Genomic DNA, 15871 nt, shown 5'->3' on the forward strand with positions numbered 1-15871 from the left:
CGACCGTTCCGCTGAAGGGCGCGGCCGCCAAGGCACGCGCCGGCTCCTGCGCCACTTACGGCCCGCGCTTCGTCATGGTCGAGGGCACCGGGACCTGCGTGAAGATCGGCGGCTCGATCAGCATCGACACCGCCGTGAGGCGCTAAAGGCCATGCCGGCGGATCTGCTGCGCCTCGACCTCATCGTTCCCGTCTTGATGTACTGCGCGCTGCTGTGGTGGGTCGGCCGCGGCCTGAGCTGGACGGCGCGGCTGGCGACCGCGGCGGTGACGCTGGTGCTGATCGTCTGCGTGCTGCTGGTCGAGCGCGGCTGGCGCTGAGCCCAAAACAAAAAACGCGAAAACAACCCCATGCACAGTAGCCAAGCCACGGCAAAGCCTCAGCATTTTTCGTGCTTAGGTTTTAGCGAAATAGACTCTGGCGCGTCGGGCAAAACAGGGGCATGATGTCATCATCGAAAGATGGCCATCGATCGCGCGGTTTGCTCACGACATCGGCGGCGCGACGAACTGCGCAAATCCTGGCCGTTTGCCGAGCTCGGCGAGCCAGCGCGTCAGATGCGGCTGCGCCGGCCGGGAGATGCCCTCGACACCGAGCCAGCGCCGCGCATAGCAGCCGAGCGCGATGTCGGCGAGCGTGAACGCATCGCCCTCGACGAAGCGGCGCGAGGACAGCAGGCGGTCGGCGATGGCCCAGACCTCGGCGGCGGCATCGGCATCGCGTTGCACCTGGATCATGTCGCGCTCGGCGGGCGCCGTGCGCACGATGCCCCAGAACACCGGACGGTCGACCGGCTGCACCGTTGACAGCGTCCAGTCGAGCCAGCGATCGACCGAGCTGCGGTTCTTCGGCGCCTCCGGATAGATCGGCGTGCCGCGGCCATGGGCGCGGCAGAGATAGCGCAGGATCGAATTGGATTCCCACAGCACGAAGTCGCCCTCGACCAGCGTCGGGATCCGCGCATTCGGGTTCATCGCGAGATAGTCGGCCTCGCGCGTCCGGCCGTAACTCATGCCGGCGTCGATGCGCTCATAGGGCAAAGCGAGCTCGGTCAGGCACCACAGCACCTTCTGCACGTTGACCGAATTGGCGCGGCCCCAGATCGTCAGCTTGGTGTCAGGCATGAGGCGTCTCCCGCGGCGCTGTGTTTGCGCGGGTGATAGCGGAATTTCCAGAAACGCGCGATGCGCGATGCGGCGCGCCTCTCATGCAAAAAGCTCCGCACGCGGCGGAGCTTTCATTGCAAACAACTCGGCAAACTGATCCCGTCGCTCAGCGGCCGAAGAACAGCCACAACAGAATGATCACCGGGATCGGCACGCCAAGCATCCACAGCAACAGTCCTCGTCCCATCGCGTCCTCCTCCAATTGCATTGTCGAGGAGTGAACGCGGGCAGGGAGGGCTTGTTCCTGCAGCGCAGCCCTACCAATGGCCGGTATTCGGCATCGAGGCCCAGGGCTCCTGCGGCGGCTTCGGATCGCCCTTCTGCAGCAGCTCGATCGAGTGCAGGTCCGGCGAGCGGACGAAGGCCATGTTGCCGTCGCGCGGCGGACGGTTGATGGTGACGCCGGCCTTCTGCAGCTTCTCGCAAGTGGCGTAGATGTCGTCGACCTCATAAGCGAGATGGCCGAAGAAGCGATCCTCGCCGTATTTCTCCTCGTCCCAATTCCAGGTGAGTTCGACCAGCGGCGCACCGCGCGTTTGCGGCTGCTTCTTGAGCGCCTCGAGATCTTCCGACGAGCACAGGAACACCAGGGTGAACCGCCCCTTGTCGTTCTCGATCCGCCGCACCTCCTTCAAACCCAGCGCATCCTGGTAGAACTTCAGCGCGACATCGAGATTGCGTACGCGCAGCATGGTGTGGAGGTATCGCATGTTTCTTGCTCCCTGAGTGGACGGGGTTTTGGGTCGGCGGGGCCGGCGGAGGGAGAGATAGCAGGAATTGGGGAGCAGGGGCAGAGGGCGGAGCATGCGTGGGTGAGGAGGCCCAATACCGATCGGCGTTGGCGGGCGGCGATGCGAACTAGGACGCGTACTCATAAATCGTCGGCGATGTCCGCTTCGCGCCAACACCGACCACTTTTGTGCGACCGCAGCAAATGACGCGAAGGGCCAAAAGCGGACTCACTTCACTTTCAACAGTGGGCTTATCTCGCTAGGATCAGTGACGCCCAACGCTCGCCCCAGTTCCAGCGCGAGAGGCAGGACCCAAAACGGAGAGTCGGCATCGTACGGCGCAGGCCCGTTGGTCACATTGTACAGCGTCTTGGCACAAATCTCCTCGAACGCATATTGGGCCAGCGCCAGTTGGTCCTTGCGGCGCTCTGCTGCAAGAGTTTTGCTTCGGATTGCCTCGAACAAGCCACGGGCGCTCATGCGCTGAGACCTGTCATTCGCCAGCACGATCAGCCTTCGAAGTGTTTGCTTATCGTCGCACCGCGCCTCAAAAAACATGAGCGGTGCTAGCATGGCCGTGATTATGTCCGTCGGACGCCTCGTCATGAAGATATCCTATAGCGCGCTCGGCAGATGTCTCCAACGGGTCAAAATGCGAAGAACTCAGGTTGAGCAAATCTAGTCCGCTCTGCCGCGACAAGCGGACCTGCGTGAGACCCAGCGTAACTTCGCAGAAGGGCCAACAGCCGACATTCAGAAATAACGCGGCCCGCAAGCAGAGCGCGAATGCAGCCTGCCTCCTTAAGATGGCGCAGGTATCAAGCCGTGACGTTTCATGATCTCGCCCATCCGAGCAGGATCAGGAGGAGCAGGGCCGCCGATGGCTGCCGCCATTTCGCGGAAGAACTCGGGCCCGAGAACCCCCGGCGTGAGAACGCAAAGCATTTTCGCGATCGCCTGTGTCTCGTTGACGAATCCGTGGACAACACCTCGCGGGATGAAGAGATCGTCTCCTGGCTTGATCTCGATCCGTTTGCCAGCGACCGTCCACGTGACGACCCCCTCAAGACCGTAGATCGTTTCTTCCCAGTCACGGTGATGGTGCGGGACCGGCATACGAGAGTTTGGCGGGATCATCACCTCAAACATATCAAGTGCCCCGCTGGTGTCATGCTTGGTGCGCAAAAACCGTAATTGCATTGCGCCAACCTTGATGAGCTCAGCCATGGTCGTACCTTCCGTTGGCTAGAGACAACGTCGCGGGACGGCTGCAACTCATCCGCACCGAACTATCGGCAGAAGCTTATGACCGGGCCTTGGGGATGTCTATTGGGGGCAACAGTGTCCGAGAAGGGTCATTTCCGACGGATTCAGCGGGGAATGTTGGCTGGTTGACGTCCGCTTCTTCCCCGAAAGCGCCCGAGCTTGGTCAGCCAAAAGCGTTGTGTTTGGCCGGACGTCCATGGTTCAAACTCCCAAACTTGGAAATTCGAATCATGCGCTACGAACTCGCCGATCACGAATGGGCTGCCATCAAGCCGATGCTGCCAAACAAGCCGCGCGGCGTTCCTCGGAATTACGGTGACGCACTAAACTGATGTCGCACGGCTTCTTGGTCATGATGAAGCCATGGCCCGTCTTGCTCGTGTTGTCATTCCCGGTCACCCGCATCACGTCATTCAGCGCCACGGGGCTGTCAGTGCCGGCATGCAGGGGGGAGAATGCCGGCACTGCTTAATCAGTGAAATTCCGATTGGCTGGACTTGTTCCTAAGGGCGCTGCGCCGAGTCCGAACGGCGCTCTGATGCAAGAGGCCTGGCCTCACTCTGGATCGGCGTCCTCGTCGCCGTTCTCGAGCTGCGCCCGATATTCCTGCGCAGCTTTCAACAGCGCTTCTCTGATTTCGCCGTCCGCCGTCTGGGCGGCGAGCGCTTCGGCACGGTCGGCTTGATGCAGGAGAGATTCCCTGGTCATGCATGGCCAATTCGGCCGACTGCGCGCCGTTCCTTACGCCGCCTTCTCGACACCCTTTGCGATGATCTCGACTTCGAAATAACCCATGTCGCGGAGCTCGGCGGCCTTCTTCTCGGCCGCTTCCCTGGTGTCTCTCTTCAAGATGATCTGCCCCGCTCCATCGCGGGCGCAAACGAAATAAGGCATTTTCGATTCCCAATTTCGTTTGCATACACACGGTACCAGGTTTCCGCAATTCTACGGCTCACTCCTCCAGCCCGGCCTTTTGCCGCATCCTGTCGATCAGCTCGGAGGCCTCGGCCTTCGTCAGCTCGTCCTCCGGCGGGCTCTCGTGCGCCTGCTCGGCGAGGGTCTTGAGGTAGGATTCCTGGGCTCCCGTCATCGGATCGTCTCCGGAAACCCAGTCCTTCGGATCCTTCTGGGTGTTGTCGGCCATGGCCTGTCTCCTTTTCCTTTTCCGTCCAACGTCGGACTCGACTCTTCGTTCCGTTTTTGTTCTCATGAGCCATATTCAAATCGTGAGGCGGAACATGCCGGACCTGGACACTGTCAGGCGGGAAATCGAACGAATGCGCACCCAGATGGGCAGACAGAGAAAGGAGATCCTCCAGCTGCAGCGGGCGGGTCTCGGGACGGCCTCGGCCGAAGCGCTGCTGTCGCGGATGGAGGCGAAGGTCGAAGGTCTTTGCGCGCAGCGCGACGCGCTGAAGGTGGCGCAGCCGCGCGCGGCCAAGGGCAGGGTGCTCGGTGGGAGGACGTGGTGAGCAGGCGATGGTTCGACGACGAAAGAGACCTATCGCCCTTCCTCGCCGCGCTTGAGGACGTTCGCCGCAAGGCGACGCGGGAAGGGTGGTGCTATGCCCACGTCCAAGCCATCATCGTGGCCATCGACCAGTACGCGGAAGCCGCGACCGGCAACCGCGAGTATTTCCTGAACAAGCCGGTCTCGATCGGTGACAGCCGGAAAGCCGGGGACATTCCGTAGAGAGTCGTGGCGCGGAGAAGCCCAAACGGCAAGTGCCCCGGGACCGCTGAAGCGCCATGACTGGCGGAGAGGCGTTGCCCCAGGCTGCGGCGCCTCTTGTGACGATCAATTCGTCGGGAGCCCGTCGCTTGCAGGATTGGCGATACTAGGGCGTGTACTCATAAACGCCGGCTTCCAACGCAAAGCGGGAGTCTGCCACCTTGAGCGTGATCGGCGGCTTGTGACCCCGAGCGGACTTTGACCGTTCTCATTCCGTGCTGGGGACGCAGTTTGTTCCCATCCACGGATGGGTACTGGCCTGTTTCCGACCACAGTGGCCTAGTTTGGTTTCACTAATGGCCTAGTTTCATTTGCGGAACTGAATCTTGCGCGTGCCGTTTTGGAGTCGCCTCAATCGCTGGGAGAGGAGCCATGACGCAACACCGTAATAGAGCAAAACAAACCCGATCCCTTGAAGAGCGAATGGCCGAACAGGCCAACAAACTCAAAGAGCGGGCCAGCCAGTTGCCAGCAGGTCGAGAACGAGAGGGCTTGCTTAAGCGAGCCAGGATCGCAGAGACGGGCGCGCATTTGAGCGATTGGCTCACTTCGCCCGGATTGCAGCCGCCGAAGTAAGACTTCAATATTTTCCTGATGACGTGATTTTATATCGGCTCTAAAATCGTTCCTGCTTTGGAACGCGGCGGGTTTTGGAGCTAGGTCATGCGAGGCTTTCGTGCTTATCTAATCGGCGAAGACGGGCACATAGTGGTTCGAGTTGACATTGAGGCTGATGACGAAGCCGTTGCAGGGGAGCGAGCCAAGCAGCTAGTAGACGGGCACGCCGTAGAGCTTTGGGAAGGTGCAACCAGACTCGCTAGGCTTGAGCCCATTACGAAGCACTAATGCGGTAAAGGCGCCTCAGTTGGCTTGAGCTAGATCAATCTCCCCCTATTTGCCCCAGCAAACTATCGGGCCATGCCCGATCCTGACAAACGGCCAGAGGATAGAGAGCCCAAGCCCTCCCGTTTAGAGGAGGCGCGGCGCACCATCGAGGAGTACGCGAATGACCTCCGCGAGATCATCAAAAAGCTCCGCCGCAAGATGCAGTAAGGCCGCCTCAGTTGGCGGCCTCTTTCATTTCAGCCCACGTTGACTTCCGCTGCTGGCCCGTTGTGACATGCCGGGGCGGTCTGACGATGTCCGTTCACAGAGGTAGACCGGAAGCGAACGGCACGCGGCCAAAGTGGCGCTTTTGACCCGCACCGGACCTCGGGAAGATTTCGATGCCGGCGCCGGCGGGTGTCCGATACCGGGATTTGGTTATATTTCGTGATTGAACTGCTCAACTCTCTAATCGACTAATAGATATTTCAAAAAAATCATAGGGGCCGCAATGTCCTCTCCAGAAGACGACGATCGGCGCGAGTTTTTAAGATCCTGCGGCAGGTTCGCCTCCGTAACACCTCCGAAGATCACAGCCTTGCTTTCGACCTCACTTACTAGCAGCGCAATTACCAGCTCCTGCGGCGGGCGTCGTGTATGCCTAATAACGATCGCTCAGAGCAGAAAGCGGCCCGAGAGGCAGCCTTAGACTGTCACCGGTGGCATTTCCCGCTCTTATACGGGCCTGCTTACCTTGAGTTGAGTTTCCGCAAAATTCATTCATCGTGCGCGTGGTCAAGCGCTCGTTTGAGACTTGCGCTGGAGCTCCGCTTAGATTGTCGATATACTATTGCACAACTTTTCAGATATCGTCCAAGCGCGACGGGTTGGTTTCCTTTATCCTCGGTTTGGCTGTCAGAGGCGGCATGACAGGATGGACGGATCCGGAAGACTGAGACGTTTGATCTAACTCAAGCCGATTGAGGCGGCGTTAGGTCTTCCGCTGAGGTCGGAAACAGGCCAGCCCCCGTACATTTTTGAGCTGAGCAGACCGAATATCAGGGTTTCTTCTGAGCGTGCTCGACCTCGACGGCGCGAAGTAGGGCAGCAAGGCTGTGATATTCCACGCCATTGCGGGCGTAGCGGTTGACCGGCTCGACATAGCGAGCCGATCCGTCGGGCTTGCCGTGCCAGCTGAACTGCAGCACTGCGCTGTTGTGCTGGCGCAGAACGTGGCCGGCGCCGTTACCGAAAGACTTGCTCAGGGCGTGGCGCTTCATGGTCGCCCCTCCAGCTAGCTCCGTTGTCCATTCCGGGGTAAGCATCCGGAACGGAGACGTTCCTATTGTGGAGCGAGGAAATCCTGTCGGGAGCCATATCAGAACTCGCGGCTCATGGCCGGGTGGGTGCGATTCTTCACCTTGACCCACTCGCGCGTTCGCCGCCGAGGGCGAGGATGTCGAAGGCGTAGAACGGCACCTCCTCGTCGTGCTTGCGCGAGTGCAGGGCGTTGAAGTCGGAGATGCCGTCGACACCGAGCACCACGGCCTCGCCCTCGACGACGAATTGCTGCTCGCGGTTCTTGAGCGCCGATGCGACGATCCACGGGTAACGGTCGGTCCAGTTGTGACCGTTCCTCGCGATCAGCCGCACCTCTTTGCCGTTGCGCTCGACGCGCAGGCGATAGCCGTCATATTTGATTTCGTGGAGCCAGTCGGGGCCGGCAGGCACGGCTTTCGCTGCGGTGGGCAGGATACTAATGCTAAGCAATGTCCCAACTTGGTTAGTGACGCTGACTTAGATCGGCTCTAAAATCGTTCCAGTTTCGGAACGGAGTGGAGTTTTTGGAGCCGCATCATGGGCGAATATCGCGCTTACATAATAGGTGCCGATGGGCACATCAAAATGCGAATTGATCTTGACGTGCAGGACGATGCGACCGCGCGGGAAAAAGCCGAACAGCTTGTCGACGGGCACGCCGTAGAGCTGTGGGAAGGCGCAACCAAGCTCGCCCGGTTTGAGCCCATCAGGAAGCACTAAAGACCAGCTCCGCCGCAAGATGAATTAAGGCCGCATCGGTCGGCGGCCTCGTCTTTGAATGGACGACTTTACCCGAGCCCCAAAGGGGAAAGGCCCAAGCCGGTGTTGGGGACGACTTGGGCCTTTGCTGGGGACATCTGCTGTTGGGAGCAGATGCGAGCAGAGAAACTTGCCCAGTTCCGCGACGCGCACGTAAATTCCAAGAGCAAAGCTGACCGCTGCTTGGGACAGCGGCCCCTCACGCTGCCGGGCTCAATAATTCCGAAATGAGATTAATTTCGGCAGCCCCGGCGTTGCCAAGTTCTCCCGACCTGTCGGTTCCGTCGATAACAGATGTGAAACGGCGTACTTCACATCGCGCGAGTTCTAATTAGGACGGAAAGCGGGCTGTGCAGCTGATTTCCGTGTTCCCATAGCATCCGAGGTGTTGCATGGTTTTCCCGATTTTAGACTGCTGCTTTTTCCATCGAGGCTTTTGCAATGTCCAACACAATCGAATATCTAGAAATGCTGCGACTGCTCAAGGCATTCCAGAAAATAACTGACCCGGACACCCGGCGAATGATCCTCCTCTACGCCAAGGAGCAGATGGAAAAGCGAGAAGCGAGGGTGCCGGAGAGCCCTTCGCGCTAACGCGCCAGTCCTCGCCGGCGGCATCAGCTTCACGTAAGTACCGCTCTCGGGCATCCGGAGCCAGCCCCTCTTCACTGCATAGGCGAGGCCGGCGCCATGTGCACCTCTCAGTTGGCGACTTGTTGAATATCAAGCCAGCAGGGAATGTCTTGTGTTGGCCCGTTTGAGACCTTGCGATGGGCACTGAAGATGTCCGCTCATCGGGGCTGACCGGAAGTCATCGCGGGAGGACTAAACAGACGCGAATGACCCATTGCGGGTGTTGCGAGAGCGCGGGGATGTGCGGCCCGATAGCGGGTGGCTATCCCATCCAACGTGGGGTTGGCAGATTTTTCTTGCGCAGGAATTCCGGGTTGAACAGCTTGGATTGATAGCGCTGTCCGCCATCCGCGAGGATGGTCACGATGGTCTTGCCCGGCCCGAGGTCGCGCGCAAGTCGCATGGCCCCCACGATGTTGATGGCGCTCGACCCACCGAGCACAAGTCCTTCATGCTCGATCAGGTCGAATAGAACGGGCAACGCTTCCTCGTCCGTGATCTGATACGCCGCGTCAATTGGAGTGCCTTCCAGGTTCCTTGTCACTCGTACTTGCCCTATGCCTTCAGTGATCGAGTCTCCTTCGGTTGTCAGATCGCCCTTAGTGAACCAGTTATAGAGCGCGGCCCCCATAGGGTCGCTGAGCGCAATCCTGACGGCTGGATTTCGCTCCTTGAGGGCTCGCGCAACCCCACCCAAAGTGCCGCCACTGCCGACGGCACAAGTAAAGCCGTCGATTTTTCCGCCCGTTTGTTCCCAAATCTCAGGCCCAGTCGTGCGGTAGTGGCCCTCGCGATTGGCAACGTTGTCGAACTGGTTAGCCCAGAAGGCACCGAGTTCTTCGGCCAACTGACCGGAATAGCGAGCGTAATGACCGGGATTTGAATAGGGAACGGCGGGCACCAGTCGCAGGTCTGCGCCACACAACCGCAACATATCCTTCTTCTCCTGACTTTGCGTGTCGGGCATCACGATCACGCTTCGATAACCGCGTGCATTCGCCACGAGCGCAATACCGATGCCGACATTTCCGGCCGTGCCTTCGACAATGACGCCGCCCGGCGCGAGCTTGCCGCTCTGCTCAGCATCATTGATCATGGCGAGGGCCGCACGATCCTTGATCGACCCACCGGGATTAAGAAATTCGGCCTTGCCGTAGATCTCGCAGCCTGTGGCCTCCGACGCCATTCGCAGCCTGATCAATGGCGTATTGCCAATGGAGTCCAAAAATCCCGTTCGCAAACCGCTCATCGCCTGCCCACCTTCGCGCTTTCGCAACTTTAGGCTGTCCGGTGGGCAATTCCGTTCTCTATTTCGCGCGATATAGGCAACGACTTTTTCGTCCGGCCCGCCAAATCGGCAATTTTATCCTGACCCGTGGTTCGTTTCCGCTCTTGGCCCTTAGCGGCCTAGCTAGGGCGAATTAGCCATGTCCGGTGTTGAAGAAGTAACGGACACGCCCCCCCCCGCGCGGGCTGGCCGGATTTATGAGTACACGCCCTAGTGCGAGACTCGTCGGATACGAAATTTGGAGGGCATGGGCAAAGCGAGAAGAGCGTGATAAATTCGAACAATGCCAAAGCAAAAACAACAGCTGGGCAGAAGCAACAGACTGGAAAGGCCGGCAAGGGCGGCTTTGTGGTTGGTCGCGCCAGCTTTGCAAAGATCAGCGCTGTTGAAGGCATTCGGCTGAAGCCGGCTATGACTAAACGAGCTGCCGAAGCCGCCGCCAAAGGCCTGTCCCCGGAAGAGTATCGCCGCACGATCTTGCGCAGCTACCGCAAAGGCTGAGCGCAATCGCATGTACGATGCGATTGACGATCCTTACAGAAAACTCCACCGTCCTCGTTAACAAGCTCGATCTGCGGGACCGGGAAGAGCTTGATGATTTCGAAGCCGAAATCTCAAGCGCTCGATCGAGCGAGCCGTTTCCCCGAAGGCCAGCTGGACTTCGGCCACTACTGCGCCGTTCATCATCACCTTTTCCAGGACGTCTACGAATGGGCAGGGACGCCGCGGACGGTCCGGATGTCCAAACAAGGCAGTCCATTTTGCTTCCCTGAAAATATCGACGCCCGGGCCGCGAAGCTTTTTGAAGAATTGAAAACCGATCATTCCCTCAAGGATCTTCCTGTGACCGAGTTCGCAGCGAAGGCTGCTCACTTCCTCGCTGAATTAATTGAACGTCATCCACGCATTCCGCGAAGGAAACGGGCGGTCTCAATTGTCGTTCTTTGCCATGTTGGCCGAGCGGGCCGGCCATCTGCTCGATCTGGAAAGGCTCGACCCTGGCGCCATGCTCGATGCCATGATTGCCCGTTTCGATGGAGATGAAACCGAGTTGGCCAAAGAGTCATAGCTGGCCTCGTCACCGTCTAACCCGGAGGCAACGGCGATGAATTTAATCCACCGGCGCCGAACCCCGACGCTGCCGGCGCGACCAATCGTTATGCTTCAAGCCCTGCTCAGCGCAATCGTGGATGTCCGCCTGCCCGCCGCATCGAGCGCCGTGGTCAGGTTCCTCGGCCTGGAAAACGCCGTCGAAATCGCGACGGCTGTCGTCGGCCTCGGCTGTGTATCGCGATCGGCTCCGCGGTCTTTTTGCTGGAGCATTGACGAGGGAGCGCCGTGAAGACGATCACATTGCTTGCCGTGGCGGCGATGCTGCTGCTGGAGGCCTTCGGCCCGACGTCGAGCGTCGGCGGCTCGATGACCTTCATGCTGGTCTTTGTTGTCGTGATGCTGGCGGTCGCGATTTACGAGGCCTGGTCGAACAGGCGTGGGGCGATCGGATGGGTCGTCAATGTTTTTGCCAGCGCTTTTGGCGCTCTGGTTGCGATTGCCCTGGTCGGAATGGCGATGGACATCCTGCTCCCGTACCTTCACCTAGAAGGCTCGCTCGCCTCGTCGCAGCATCCCCTGAAGTATGCCGTGGTCGCGGCCGTTGCGCTTCTCATGGTGCTGGGATCATGGATCCCGCTCCGGGTCTTGAACCGGCTGCGCTGATAGGACCCTCAGGACTCCGCCGAGGCCGACACCTTCGCTGCTTGCAGCTAGGCCGCAATCCGTTGTTCGGCCGGGGCTGTCAGCAGCTTGAGCGCCTGGGCATGTTGCAGGTCGGGGACCGCGATGGCCGTGTGGCTGTAAATCGCATGGCTGCGTGATTTTGCAATCGTGTCCAGGATCTGGCTGCCCTTGATGACGTGGAGGCCCATGCCCTCGTCAGCGGGGAAGATCGCCAACACCACATCATAGGCCGCGATGACGGCTCTGAGCGCTTCGGCCTTGTCCTCGGCGACGTCGACAAAGACGCGAACATCCGCCGCGAGTTCACGCAGCTCGTTAAAATCCAGCACTGTCAGGATACTCCAACGCAACGATACTGAAGTGAGCTTGGCGGCGTTGGGTTACTGAAGTGTCAACAAGGCAAGCCGAGCCACAAGTTTCACGCCGAGGTGACTTCAACGCTCTAAAGCGCGATGCGATGAGGATGAATCGCCATCGCGCTTTAGGTTGTTGTTTAAGCATGATCTTTTGGGAAAACCGCTGCGCACTTTGCGCTAACGCGGCCCTCCGGGTCCGGACCATGCTCTAGCGTTTTGCGTCCTCGTTGCGCAGCCGGGCCCCGCGGCCTCGTCCACGAGGTTCAAGGCGAGGCCGTCGTAGCTCAGCTTGAGCCCACGGCCGACGGTCCATGTCCATCCCTCCCGGTCCTTGATGGCTTGCGCGTTGAACTGGTCGGAGATCGATTTGACGGCAGTGTCCTGCGCCCCTGGATTGTTCAGCGTGGCATTGACGCGCCGGATCGGGTGCCTAGCGTCGGCCTCGTCGCTGTCAACCGTGACCTTGGCGCCGTTGATGTCGCATTCGAGGGTGTGCGAGCCGCGGCTCTGGCGGCAGAGATAGTGGCGTTGACTGACGAGCTTGCTGGTCTCGTCGAACGTCATCCCGGGCGAGAAGCCGAAGATGTCCGACTTTCGTGCGAGGGCGAGGGACGCAGGTTTCAGGAAGCTCGGCTGGATCGCAACGAGGGCTGCCACGACAACAACGATCAAGCCTGCGACGACGATGGCGACCTTCATGAGCACCCCACGAGACAATTTCAGACCCTTATATCAGCCAGGGGGTTCTGCCATGCCCCCAAAAGCGAAAACCCCGCCTGGGGGAAGCGGGGCCTTCTGGTGGGGTGAAGCTTGGGGACTTCAATGATAAGACGCGCCAGCCGCCGAATGGTTCAAACAGGACAGAGATATGCCCTGCGGCATCTTGCACAGGAAGCAGGGAACCCCGGAGAACCCCTGCTTGCGTTTTCGGCCCGATTGGGTTCTAAGCCCCGTCACTTCATGACCTCTGGCATGAAATCAGCAGCGCGTCCCCGCGCTTCAAGCCGCGTCCACAGCAGAGTTGCTCGCGCGCACAAAAGGAATTCAGACATGGCGAAGATGACGAAGACCCAATTGATTGATGCAATTGCCGAAGGCACGCAGCTTTCGAAGAACGACGTGAAGTCGGTAATCGAGTACATGGCCACCGTCGGCTACAAGGAGCTCAACGAGTCCGGCGAGTTCGTCATTCCCGGCTTCGTCAAGATGTCGGTCGTGAACAAGCCGGCGACCGAAGCCCGCATGGGCGTCAATCCCTTCACCAAGGAGCCGATGCAGTTTGCGGCCAAGCCCGCGAGCAAGTCGGTCAAGGCCTCGCCGCTGAAGGTGGCCAAGGATTCCGTCTAGGGCGCTGCCGATGTCGTTGCGGCGGGCTTTTTCACGAACCGGCGCAACGATCAACGGCTGAAGACTGAGGTGGTGCTCGGCGACGGCGATGCCGAACATCACCACGACGATCAGGACAAATTACAGAGAGCGCCGGTCGGCCTGACCGGGCGCGCTCTGCGGTTTCCCGCAAGCCGGCAAGGCCGAAAGTCCGATCGGGATCTCGTTCTCACAGAACTCGCAGATCATCGGCACCTCTGGCAGCCAGCGACGGCCTCAAAAGAAAAACCCCGCGCTTTCGCACGGGGCTCTTCTGGCTGACGGCGTTGGGATTTCAGCGCCTGGCCGCCAGCCGTGCGCTTAACTTAAAGTTGAAAATCCAAAAAGCAACAGCGCCGCGATGACGGAATATGTTCGTGCACCGCGGCGCTGCCATATGACTGGGCGCTGAAATCCCCAGCTCCCATGGGTCCGCGCGGCGCCGTAAAGGTTCAACGCGACATGCCCAGGGGAAATCACCAGTGAGGGCTGGACTTTTTGTTCTCATTTTGTTCTAGTGAGTCGCCTTAGGTCGATCGCTTGGAGGTGACTCATGACCGTCGAAAAGCAGCGTGAAGTGATCAGGCTCTGGAACGAGCTCAGGAAGCTCGAGGGGCCGGCCGCAGAAGAGCTCCGCATCCAGATCCTGGAATGCTTCTCGCAGCAGGGCAAAACCAAACGCGCGGCTTGATCGGCGGCTTACGCGGCGAGGGGCGGGGGTGACGACACGACCCACCTGAAGCTTGCTTCGGCAGTTTCCCGGATCGCCCGCAAACATTCGCCGCTGATGTCTTGGCAACGAACATGTGCCATCAGCGTTCGGCCTGCATGACATGCCCGCGATGCGCCAAGCCGATGATTGCGATCTCCTCCAAGAGCTTTCGATGCGAACCTTGCCGCGAGATCGTCATCGTGTTCGCGGTCGTCTCGAAATTCCTGTCGCCGAAGATCGTGCCGACGACCGCTGAAGACGTTGCGTCGCGCGCCTTCATCGATCGTTAGGAATCGCTCCGCGCCGATTTTTCCGACTCCGATTCGTTCTTCGAGAACGAAATGGAGTCGGATGCAGAACATGTTGCGCCTGCCGGCGGCAATGCGGCCGCGCCTGTCGGAACGAGGCAGCGTGAGGCTTCGCACAGTCCCGTCCACGTCTCTTCCGTCATGAGTGGGGCGATGGAGAGCGACATGGATGCGTGCTGGTTTCTCGCCGAGATCGCCAAAGTGTTCTGGTACGATCGGCACCCGCGTTTGCGAAAAGGCAAGCCCTCGGTGCCGCAAGTGCCGCCGCCGGGATCGACGTCTCCTGATGCGTCGTCTCCTGATAAGACGTGATCGGATCGCCGCGCGCGTCATCCGCACGTTTTGTTAAGAACTGCTCCGCGCCGATTTCTTCGATTCCGATTCGTTCTTCGAGAACGAAATGGTGTCGAAGCTGGAACAAAGCCGGTCGGCGAGCCGCGGGGCCGTCGCATCTTCGGCCTTGCGCGATCCGGAAAGCGGCTCGCCCGTGATCGGACGTTCCGTAAACTCCTAACGATCATTTGCGCGAAAGCCGATAACCCTATTCGGTTAGGTTAAAAGCCCAATCGCATTGCGCTTGCCGCTGCTTGGGATACGTGTCTGGCAAAGACAAGCAAGAAACGACTTTGCCAAGAGCAATTTTATCATGACACCTTTTTCAGAGCCGTCCTTTTACCAAGGCGACCGGCACACCTACCGGCGTGTCGCCATCGTCGGCACGCTGTTCTGTCTCGCTTTCGTGGTGGTCAGCTTCTCGCTGCGGCCGCAGGTCGATGACACGCGCGTTGCGGTCAAGGCCGACCGGCTGGTGCGCACGGCGGGCCAGGCGGCGCACGCCAATTAATGCGGCGCACGCCAACTAGAGCGGCGCACGTCGATTAACGCTCGTCGCTGTAGACGCGATCGTCCGGCGCCTGCGGGCCCGCGGTGCCGCGCGAGGCAAGCGCCACGAAGCCGGCATAGCCGGACAGGTTGAGCAAGACTTCGAGCCACGCGGGCATGTCGGCCTCTTCCGCTCAGCGTGAGAGAGGACTCAACGTCCGCGCGCAATCCTGGTTCCCTGCTCCTCGCGAAGAAACTAGACCGGAGAGGAGGGGTCGAGCCGGCGCCCGAGGGCGGCAACGGATTCGCTCGACGGCTGCTCTTTCAGGAACTCGGCGATGGCCCGCGCCAGCTCGCGGTCACTCATCGGCGTCGGCGGCGAGCGCAACGCGCCGACCCCGAAGCTGCGGACGATCTCGTCGTAATGCTGATCGTCGGATCTGGGAACCATCTTGCGGATGCGGGCCAGCAAAGCAGATAAGGGCAAACCTTCCTCCATCGTTCGCCCCGCTGGCAGCAATCGTCTTGTGCTGCCACCTGCTCCCCGTGAAACTGAAAACCCCGCCAGCATCGCGGAGATGCTGACGGGGCTTCGTGCTGTTGCCTCAACCCGGATGGCGGAGGCTCCCGCACTTGACGAGGCAATGCGCGCCCGGCGATTTCGTTCCGAGTTCCGTCGACATTTTTTGCGGCGGCGGGTTCCGCAGCCTGCGCGCAACCATCGCAGGCGTTCATCGTTACCTCCGCAAGACGCGAAGGAGGACAGCATGAAGAAGACATTGGCAGTTCTGGCCACCGTCGCAGCCGTCGGCGTGACCGCGGTTGCAGCCCCGGCGCCTGCCGAGGCGCGCG

General features: G+C 60.0%; 26 protein-coding genes and 3 pseudogenes. 15 read left to right on the top strand and 14 right to left on the bottom strand.

The features are described 5' to 3' along the window. Nucleotides 1-151: 151 nt before the first annotated feature. Nucleotides 152-319, top strand: coding sequence for a hypothetical protein (locus MOV74_RS13840; protein WP_097662679.1), 168 nt, complete (start codon nucleotides 152-154; stop codon nucleotides 317-319). Between the two features lie 165 nt (nucleotides 320-484). On the opposite strand, the gene MOV74_RS13845 is transcribed toward MOV74_RS13840, so the two are convergent. From MOV74_RS13845 to MOV74_RS13875, 7 genes are all read right to left on the bottom strand, one after another. Then, nucleotides 485-1123: a glutathione S-transferase family protein gene (locus tag MOV74_RS13845; protein ID WP_246922697.1), complete on the bottom strand. Its 639-nt coding sequence runs from the start codon at nucleotides 1121-1123 to the stop codon at nucleotides 485-487. Between the two features lie 299 nt (nucleotides 1124-1422). Continuing rightward, nucleotides 1423-1875, bottom strand: a complete 453-nt coding sequence (locus tag MOV74_RS13850) for a VOC family protein (protein ID WP_246922700.1) — start codon at nucleotides 1873-1875, stop codon at nucleotides 1423-1425. A gap of 249 nt (nucleotides 1876-2124) precedes the next feature. Beyond that, entirely contained in the window at nucleotides 2125-2502 is a 378-nt protein-coding gene (locus MOV74_RS13855) for a hypothetical protein (RefSeq protein ID WP_246922704.1), read from the bottom strand. A gap of 195 nt (nucleotides 2503-2697) precedes the next feature. Further along, nucleotides 2698-3123, bottom strand: coding sequence for a cupin domain-containing protein (locus MOV74_RS13860; protein WP_246922707.1), 426 nt, complete (start codon nucleotides 3121-3123; stop codon nucleotides 2698-2700). Between the two features lie 594 nt (nucleotides 3124-3717). Further along, nucleotides 3718-3870 carry a hypothetical protein gene (locus MOV74_RS13865; protein WP_246922710.1) on the bottom strand — a complete coding sequence of 51 codons (153 nt, stop codon included), beginning with the start codon at nucleotides 3868-3870 and terminating at the stop codon, nucleotides 3718-3720. A 33-nt stretch (nucleotides 3871-3903) separates the two neighbouring features. Next, on the bottom strand, nucleotides 3904-4056 hold the full coding sequence (locus tag MOV74_RS13870; RefSeq protein ID WP_155253518.1) for a hypothetical protein: 153 nt from the start codon (nucleotides 4054-4056) through the stop codon (nucleotides 3904-3906). Between the two features lie 58 nt (nucleotides 4057-4114). Then, nucleotides 4115-4306 (bottom strand): DUF3072 domain-containing protein, encoded by a 192-nt coding sequence (locus MOV74_RS13875; protein WP_246922713.1) that lies wholly within the window; start codon nucleotides 4304-4306, stop codon nucleotides 4115-4117. A gap of 94 nt (nucleotides 4307-4400) precedes the next feature. On the opposite strand from MOV74_RS13875, the gene MOV74_RS13880 reads away from it, so the two are divergent. Beyond that, the gene (locus MOV74_RS13880; RefSeq protein ID WP_246922716.1) at nucleotides 4401-4634 is read left to right on the top strand and encodes a hypothetical protein; all 234 of its coding nucleotides are present in this window, start codon (nucleotides 4401-4403) and stop codon (nucleotides 4632-4634) included. Then, on the top strand, nucleotides 4631-4855 hold the full coding sequence (locus tag MOV74_RS13885) for a hypothetical protein (protein WP_246922720.1): 225 nt from the start codon (nucleotides 4631-4633) through the stop codon (nucleotides 4853-4855). The genes MOV74_RS13880 and MOV74_RS13885 overlap by 4 nt, the downstream gene beginning before the upstream one ends. 1922 nt (nucleotides 4856-6777) lie before the next feature. Here MOV74_RS13885 and MOV74_RS13895 read toward each other — a convergent pair. Next, entirely contained in the window at nucleotides 6778-6999 is a 222-nt protein-coding gene (locus MOV74_RS13895; RefSeq protein WP_246922726.1) for a hypothetical protein, read from the bottom strand. 157 nt (nucleotides 7000-7156) lie between these two features. Then, a pseudogene (locus MOV74_RS13900) lies at nucleotides 7157-7489 on the bottom strand (DNA ligase); the annotation flags it as partial. An 87-nt stretch (nucleotides 7490-7576) separates the two neighbouring features. Here MOV74_RS13900 and MOV74_RS13905 point away from each other — a divergent pair. Both MOV74_RS13905 and MOV74_RS13910 read left to right on the top strand, forming a co-directional pair. Continuing rightward, the gene (locus MOV74_RS13905) at nucleotides 7577-7759 is read left to right on the top strand and encodes a hypothetical protein (protein ID WP_246922731.1); all 183 of its coding nucleotides are present in this window, start codon (nucleotides 7577-7579) and stop codon (nucleotides 7757-7759) included. Nucleotides 7760-8239: 480 nt separating this feature from the next. Further along, nucleotides 8240-8392, top strand: a complete 153-nt coding sequence (locus MOV74_RS13910) for a hypothetical protein (protein WP_246922733.1) — start codon at nucleotides 8240-8242, stop codon at nucleotides 8390-8392. Nucleotides 8393-8693: 301 nt separating this feature from the next. Here MOV74_RS13910 and MOV74_RS13915 read toward each other — a convergent pair whose 3' ends face one another. After that, nucleotides 8694-9680, bottom strand: a complete 987-nt coding sequence (locus tag MOV74_RS13915) for a cysteine synthase A (protein ID WP_246922735.1) — start codon at nucleotides 9678-9680, stop codon at nucleotides 8694-8696. Nucleotides 9681-9986: 306 nt separating this feature from the next. Here MOV74_RS13915 and MOV74_RS13920 point away from each other — a divergent pair, with 306 nt between their 5' ends. The 4 genes and pseudogenes from MOV74_RS13920 to MOV74_RS13930 all read left to right on the top strand — a co-directional run bounded on the left by MOV74_RS13920 (nucleotide 9987) and on the right by MOV74_RS13930 (nucleotide 11435). Then, entirely contained in the window at nucleotides 9987-10220 is a 234-nt protein-coding gene (locus MOV74_RS13920) for a hypothetical protein (protein ID WP_246922737.1), read from the top strand. A 93-nt stretch (nucleotides 10221-10313) separates the two neighbouring features. Continuing rightward, nucleotides 10314-10562: pseudogene (locus MOV74_RS40995) on the top strand (Fic family protein); the annotation flags it as partial. 46 nt (nucleotides 10563-10608) lie between these two features. Next, complete coding sequence (locus tag MOV74_RS41000) at nucleotides 10609-10788, top strand: hypothetical protein (protein ID WP_309486801.1); 180 nt, start codon at nucleotides 10609-10611, stop codon at nucleotides 10786-10788. Between the two features lie 269 nt (nucleotides 10789-11057). Further along, nucleotides 11058-11435, top strand: coding sequence for a hypothetical protein (locus MOV74_RS13930; RefSeq protein WP_246922739.1), 378 nt, complete (start codon nucleotides 11058-11060; stop codon nucleotides 11433-11435). Nucleotides 11436-11482: 47 nt separating this feature from the next. Here MOV74_RS13930 and MOV74_RS13935 read toward each other — a convergent pair whose 3' ends face one another. Together MOV74_RS13935 and MOV74_RS13940 are read right to left on the bottom strand one after the other, a co-directional pair. Continuing rightward, nucleotides 11483-11785, bottom strand: a complete 303-nt coding sequence (locus MOV74_RS13935; RefSeq protein WP_246922741.1) for a hypothetical protein — start codon at nucleotides 11783-11785, stop codon at nucleotides 11483-11485. Between the two features lie 204 nt (nucleotides 11786-11989). Continuing rightward, complete coding sequence (locus MOV74_RS13940) at nucleotides 11990-12511, bottom strand: hypothetical protein (RefSeq protein ID WP_246922744.1); 522 nt, start codon at nucleotides 12509-12511, stop codon at nucleotides 11990-11992. A 351-nt stretch (nucleotides 12512-12862) separates the two neighbouring features. On the opposite strand from MOV74_RS13940, the gene MOV74_RS13945 reads away from it, so the two are divergent. The 5 genes from MOV74_RS13945 to MOV74_RS13965 all read left to right on the top strand — a co-directional run bounded on the left by MOV74_RS13945 (nucleotide 12863) and on the right by MOV74_RS13965 (nucleotide 15041). After that, nucleotides 12863-13159: an HU family DNA-binding protein gene (locus tag MOV74_RS13945; RefSeq protein WP_007591377.1), complete on the top strand. Its 297-nt coding sequence runs from the start codon at nucleotides 12863-12865 to the stop codon at nucleotides 13157-13159. A gap of 571 nt (nucleotides 13160-13730) precedes the next feature. After that, nucleotides 13731-13868: a hypothetical protein gene (locus MOV74_RS13950; protein WP_246922747.1), complete on the top strand. Its 138-nt coding sequence runs from the start codon at nucleotides 13731-13733 to the stop codon at nucleotides 13866-13868. Between the two features lie 113 nt (nucleotides 13869-13981). Continuing rightward, nucleotides 13982-14179 carry a hypothetical protein gene (locus tag MOV74_RS13955; RefSeq protein ID WP_246922749.1) on the top strand — a complete coding sequence of 66 codons (198 nt, stop codon included), beginning with the start codon at nucleotides 13982-13984 and terminating at the stop codon, nucleotides 14177-14179. A gap of 51 nt (nucleotides 14180-14230) precedes the next feature. Then, on the top strand, nucleotides 14231-14509 hold the full coding sequence (locus MOV74_RS13960; RefSeq protein ID WP_246922752.1) for a hypothetical protein: 279 nt from the start codon (nucleotides 14231-14233) through the stop codon (nucleotides 14507-14509). A gap of 334 nt (nucleotides 14510-14843) precedes the next feature. Beyond that, entirely contained in the window at nucleotides 14844-15041 is a 198-nt protein-coding gene (locus tag MOV74_RS13965) for a hypothetical protein (RefSeq protein ID WP_246922755.1), read from the top strand. Nucleotides 15042-15075: 34 nt separating this feature from the next. Here MOV74_RS13965 and MOV74_RS40815 read toward each other — a convergent pair whose 3' ends face one another. Beyond that, nucleotides 15076-15198, bottom strand: coding sequence for a hypothetical protein (locus MOV74_RS40815; RefSeq protein WP_258719531.1), 123 nt, complete (start codon nucleotides 15196-15198; stop codon nucleotides 15076-15078). 77 nt (nucleotides 15199-15275) lie between these two features. Then, nucleotides 15276-15470, bottom strand: coding sequence for a hypothetical protein (locus tag MOV74_RS13970; RefSeq protein ID WP_246922757.1), 195 nt, complete (start codon nucleotides 15468-15470; stop codon nucleotides 15276-15278). 1 nt (nucleotide 15471) lies between these two features. On the opposite strand from MOV74_RS13970, the pseudogene MOV74_RS13975 reads away from it, so the two are divergent. Then, a pseudogene (locus MOV74_RS13975) lies at nucleotides 15472-15871 on the top strand (hypothetical protein); the annotation flags it as partial.

The sequence above is a fragment of the Bradyrhizobium sp. SHOUNA76 genome, from assembly GCF_023006445.1.
GTDB lineage: Bacteria > Pseudomonadota > Alphaproteobacteria > Rhizobiales > Xanthobacteraceae > Bradyrhizobium.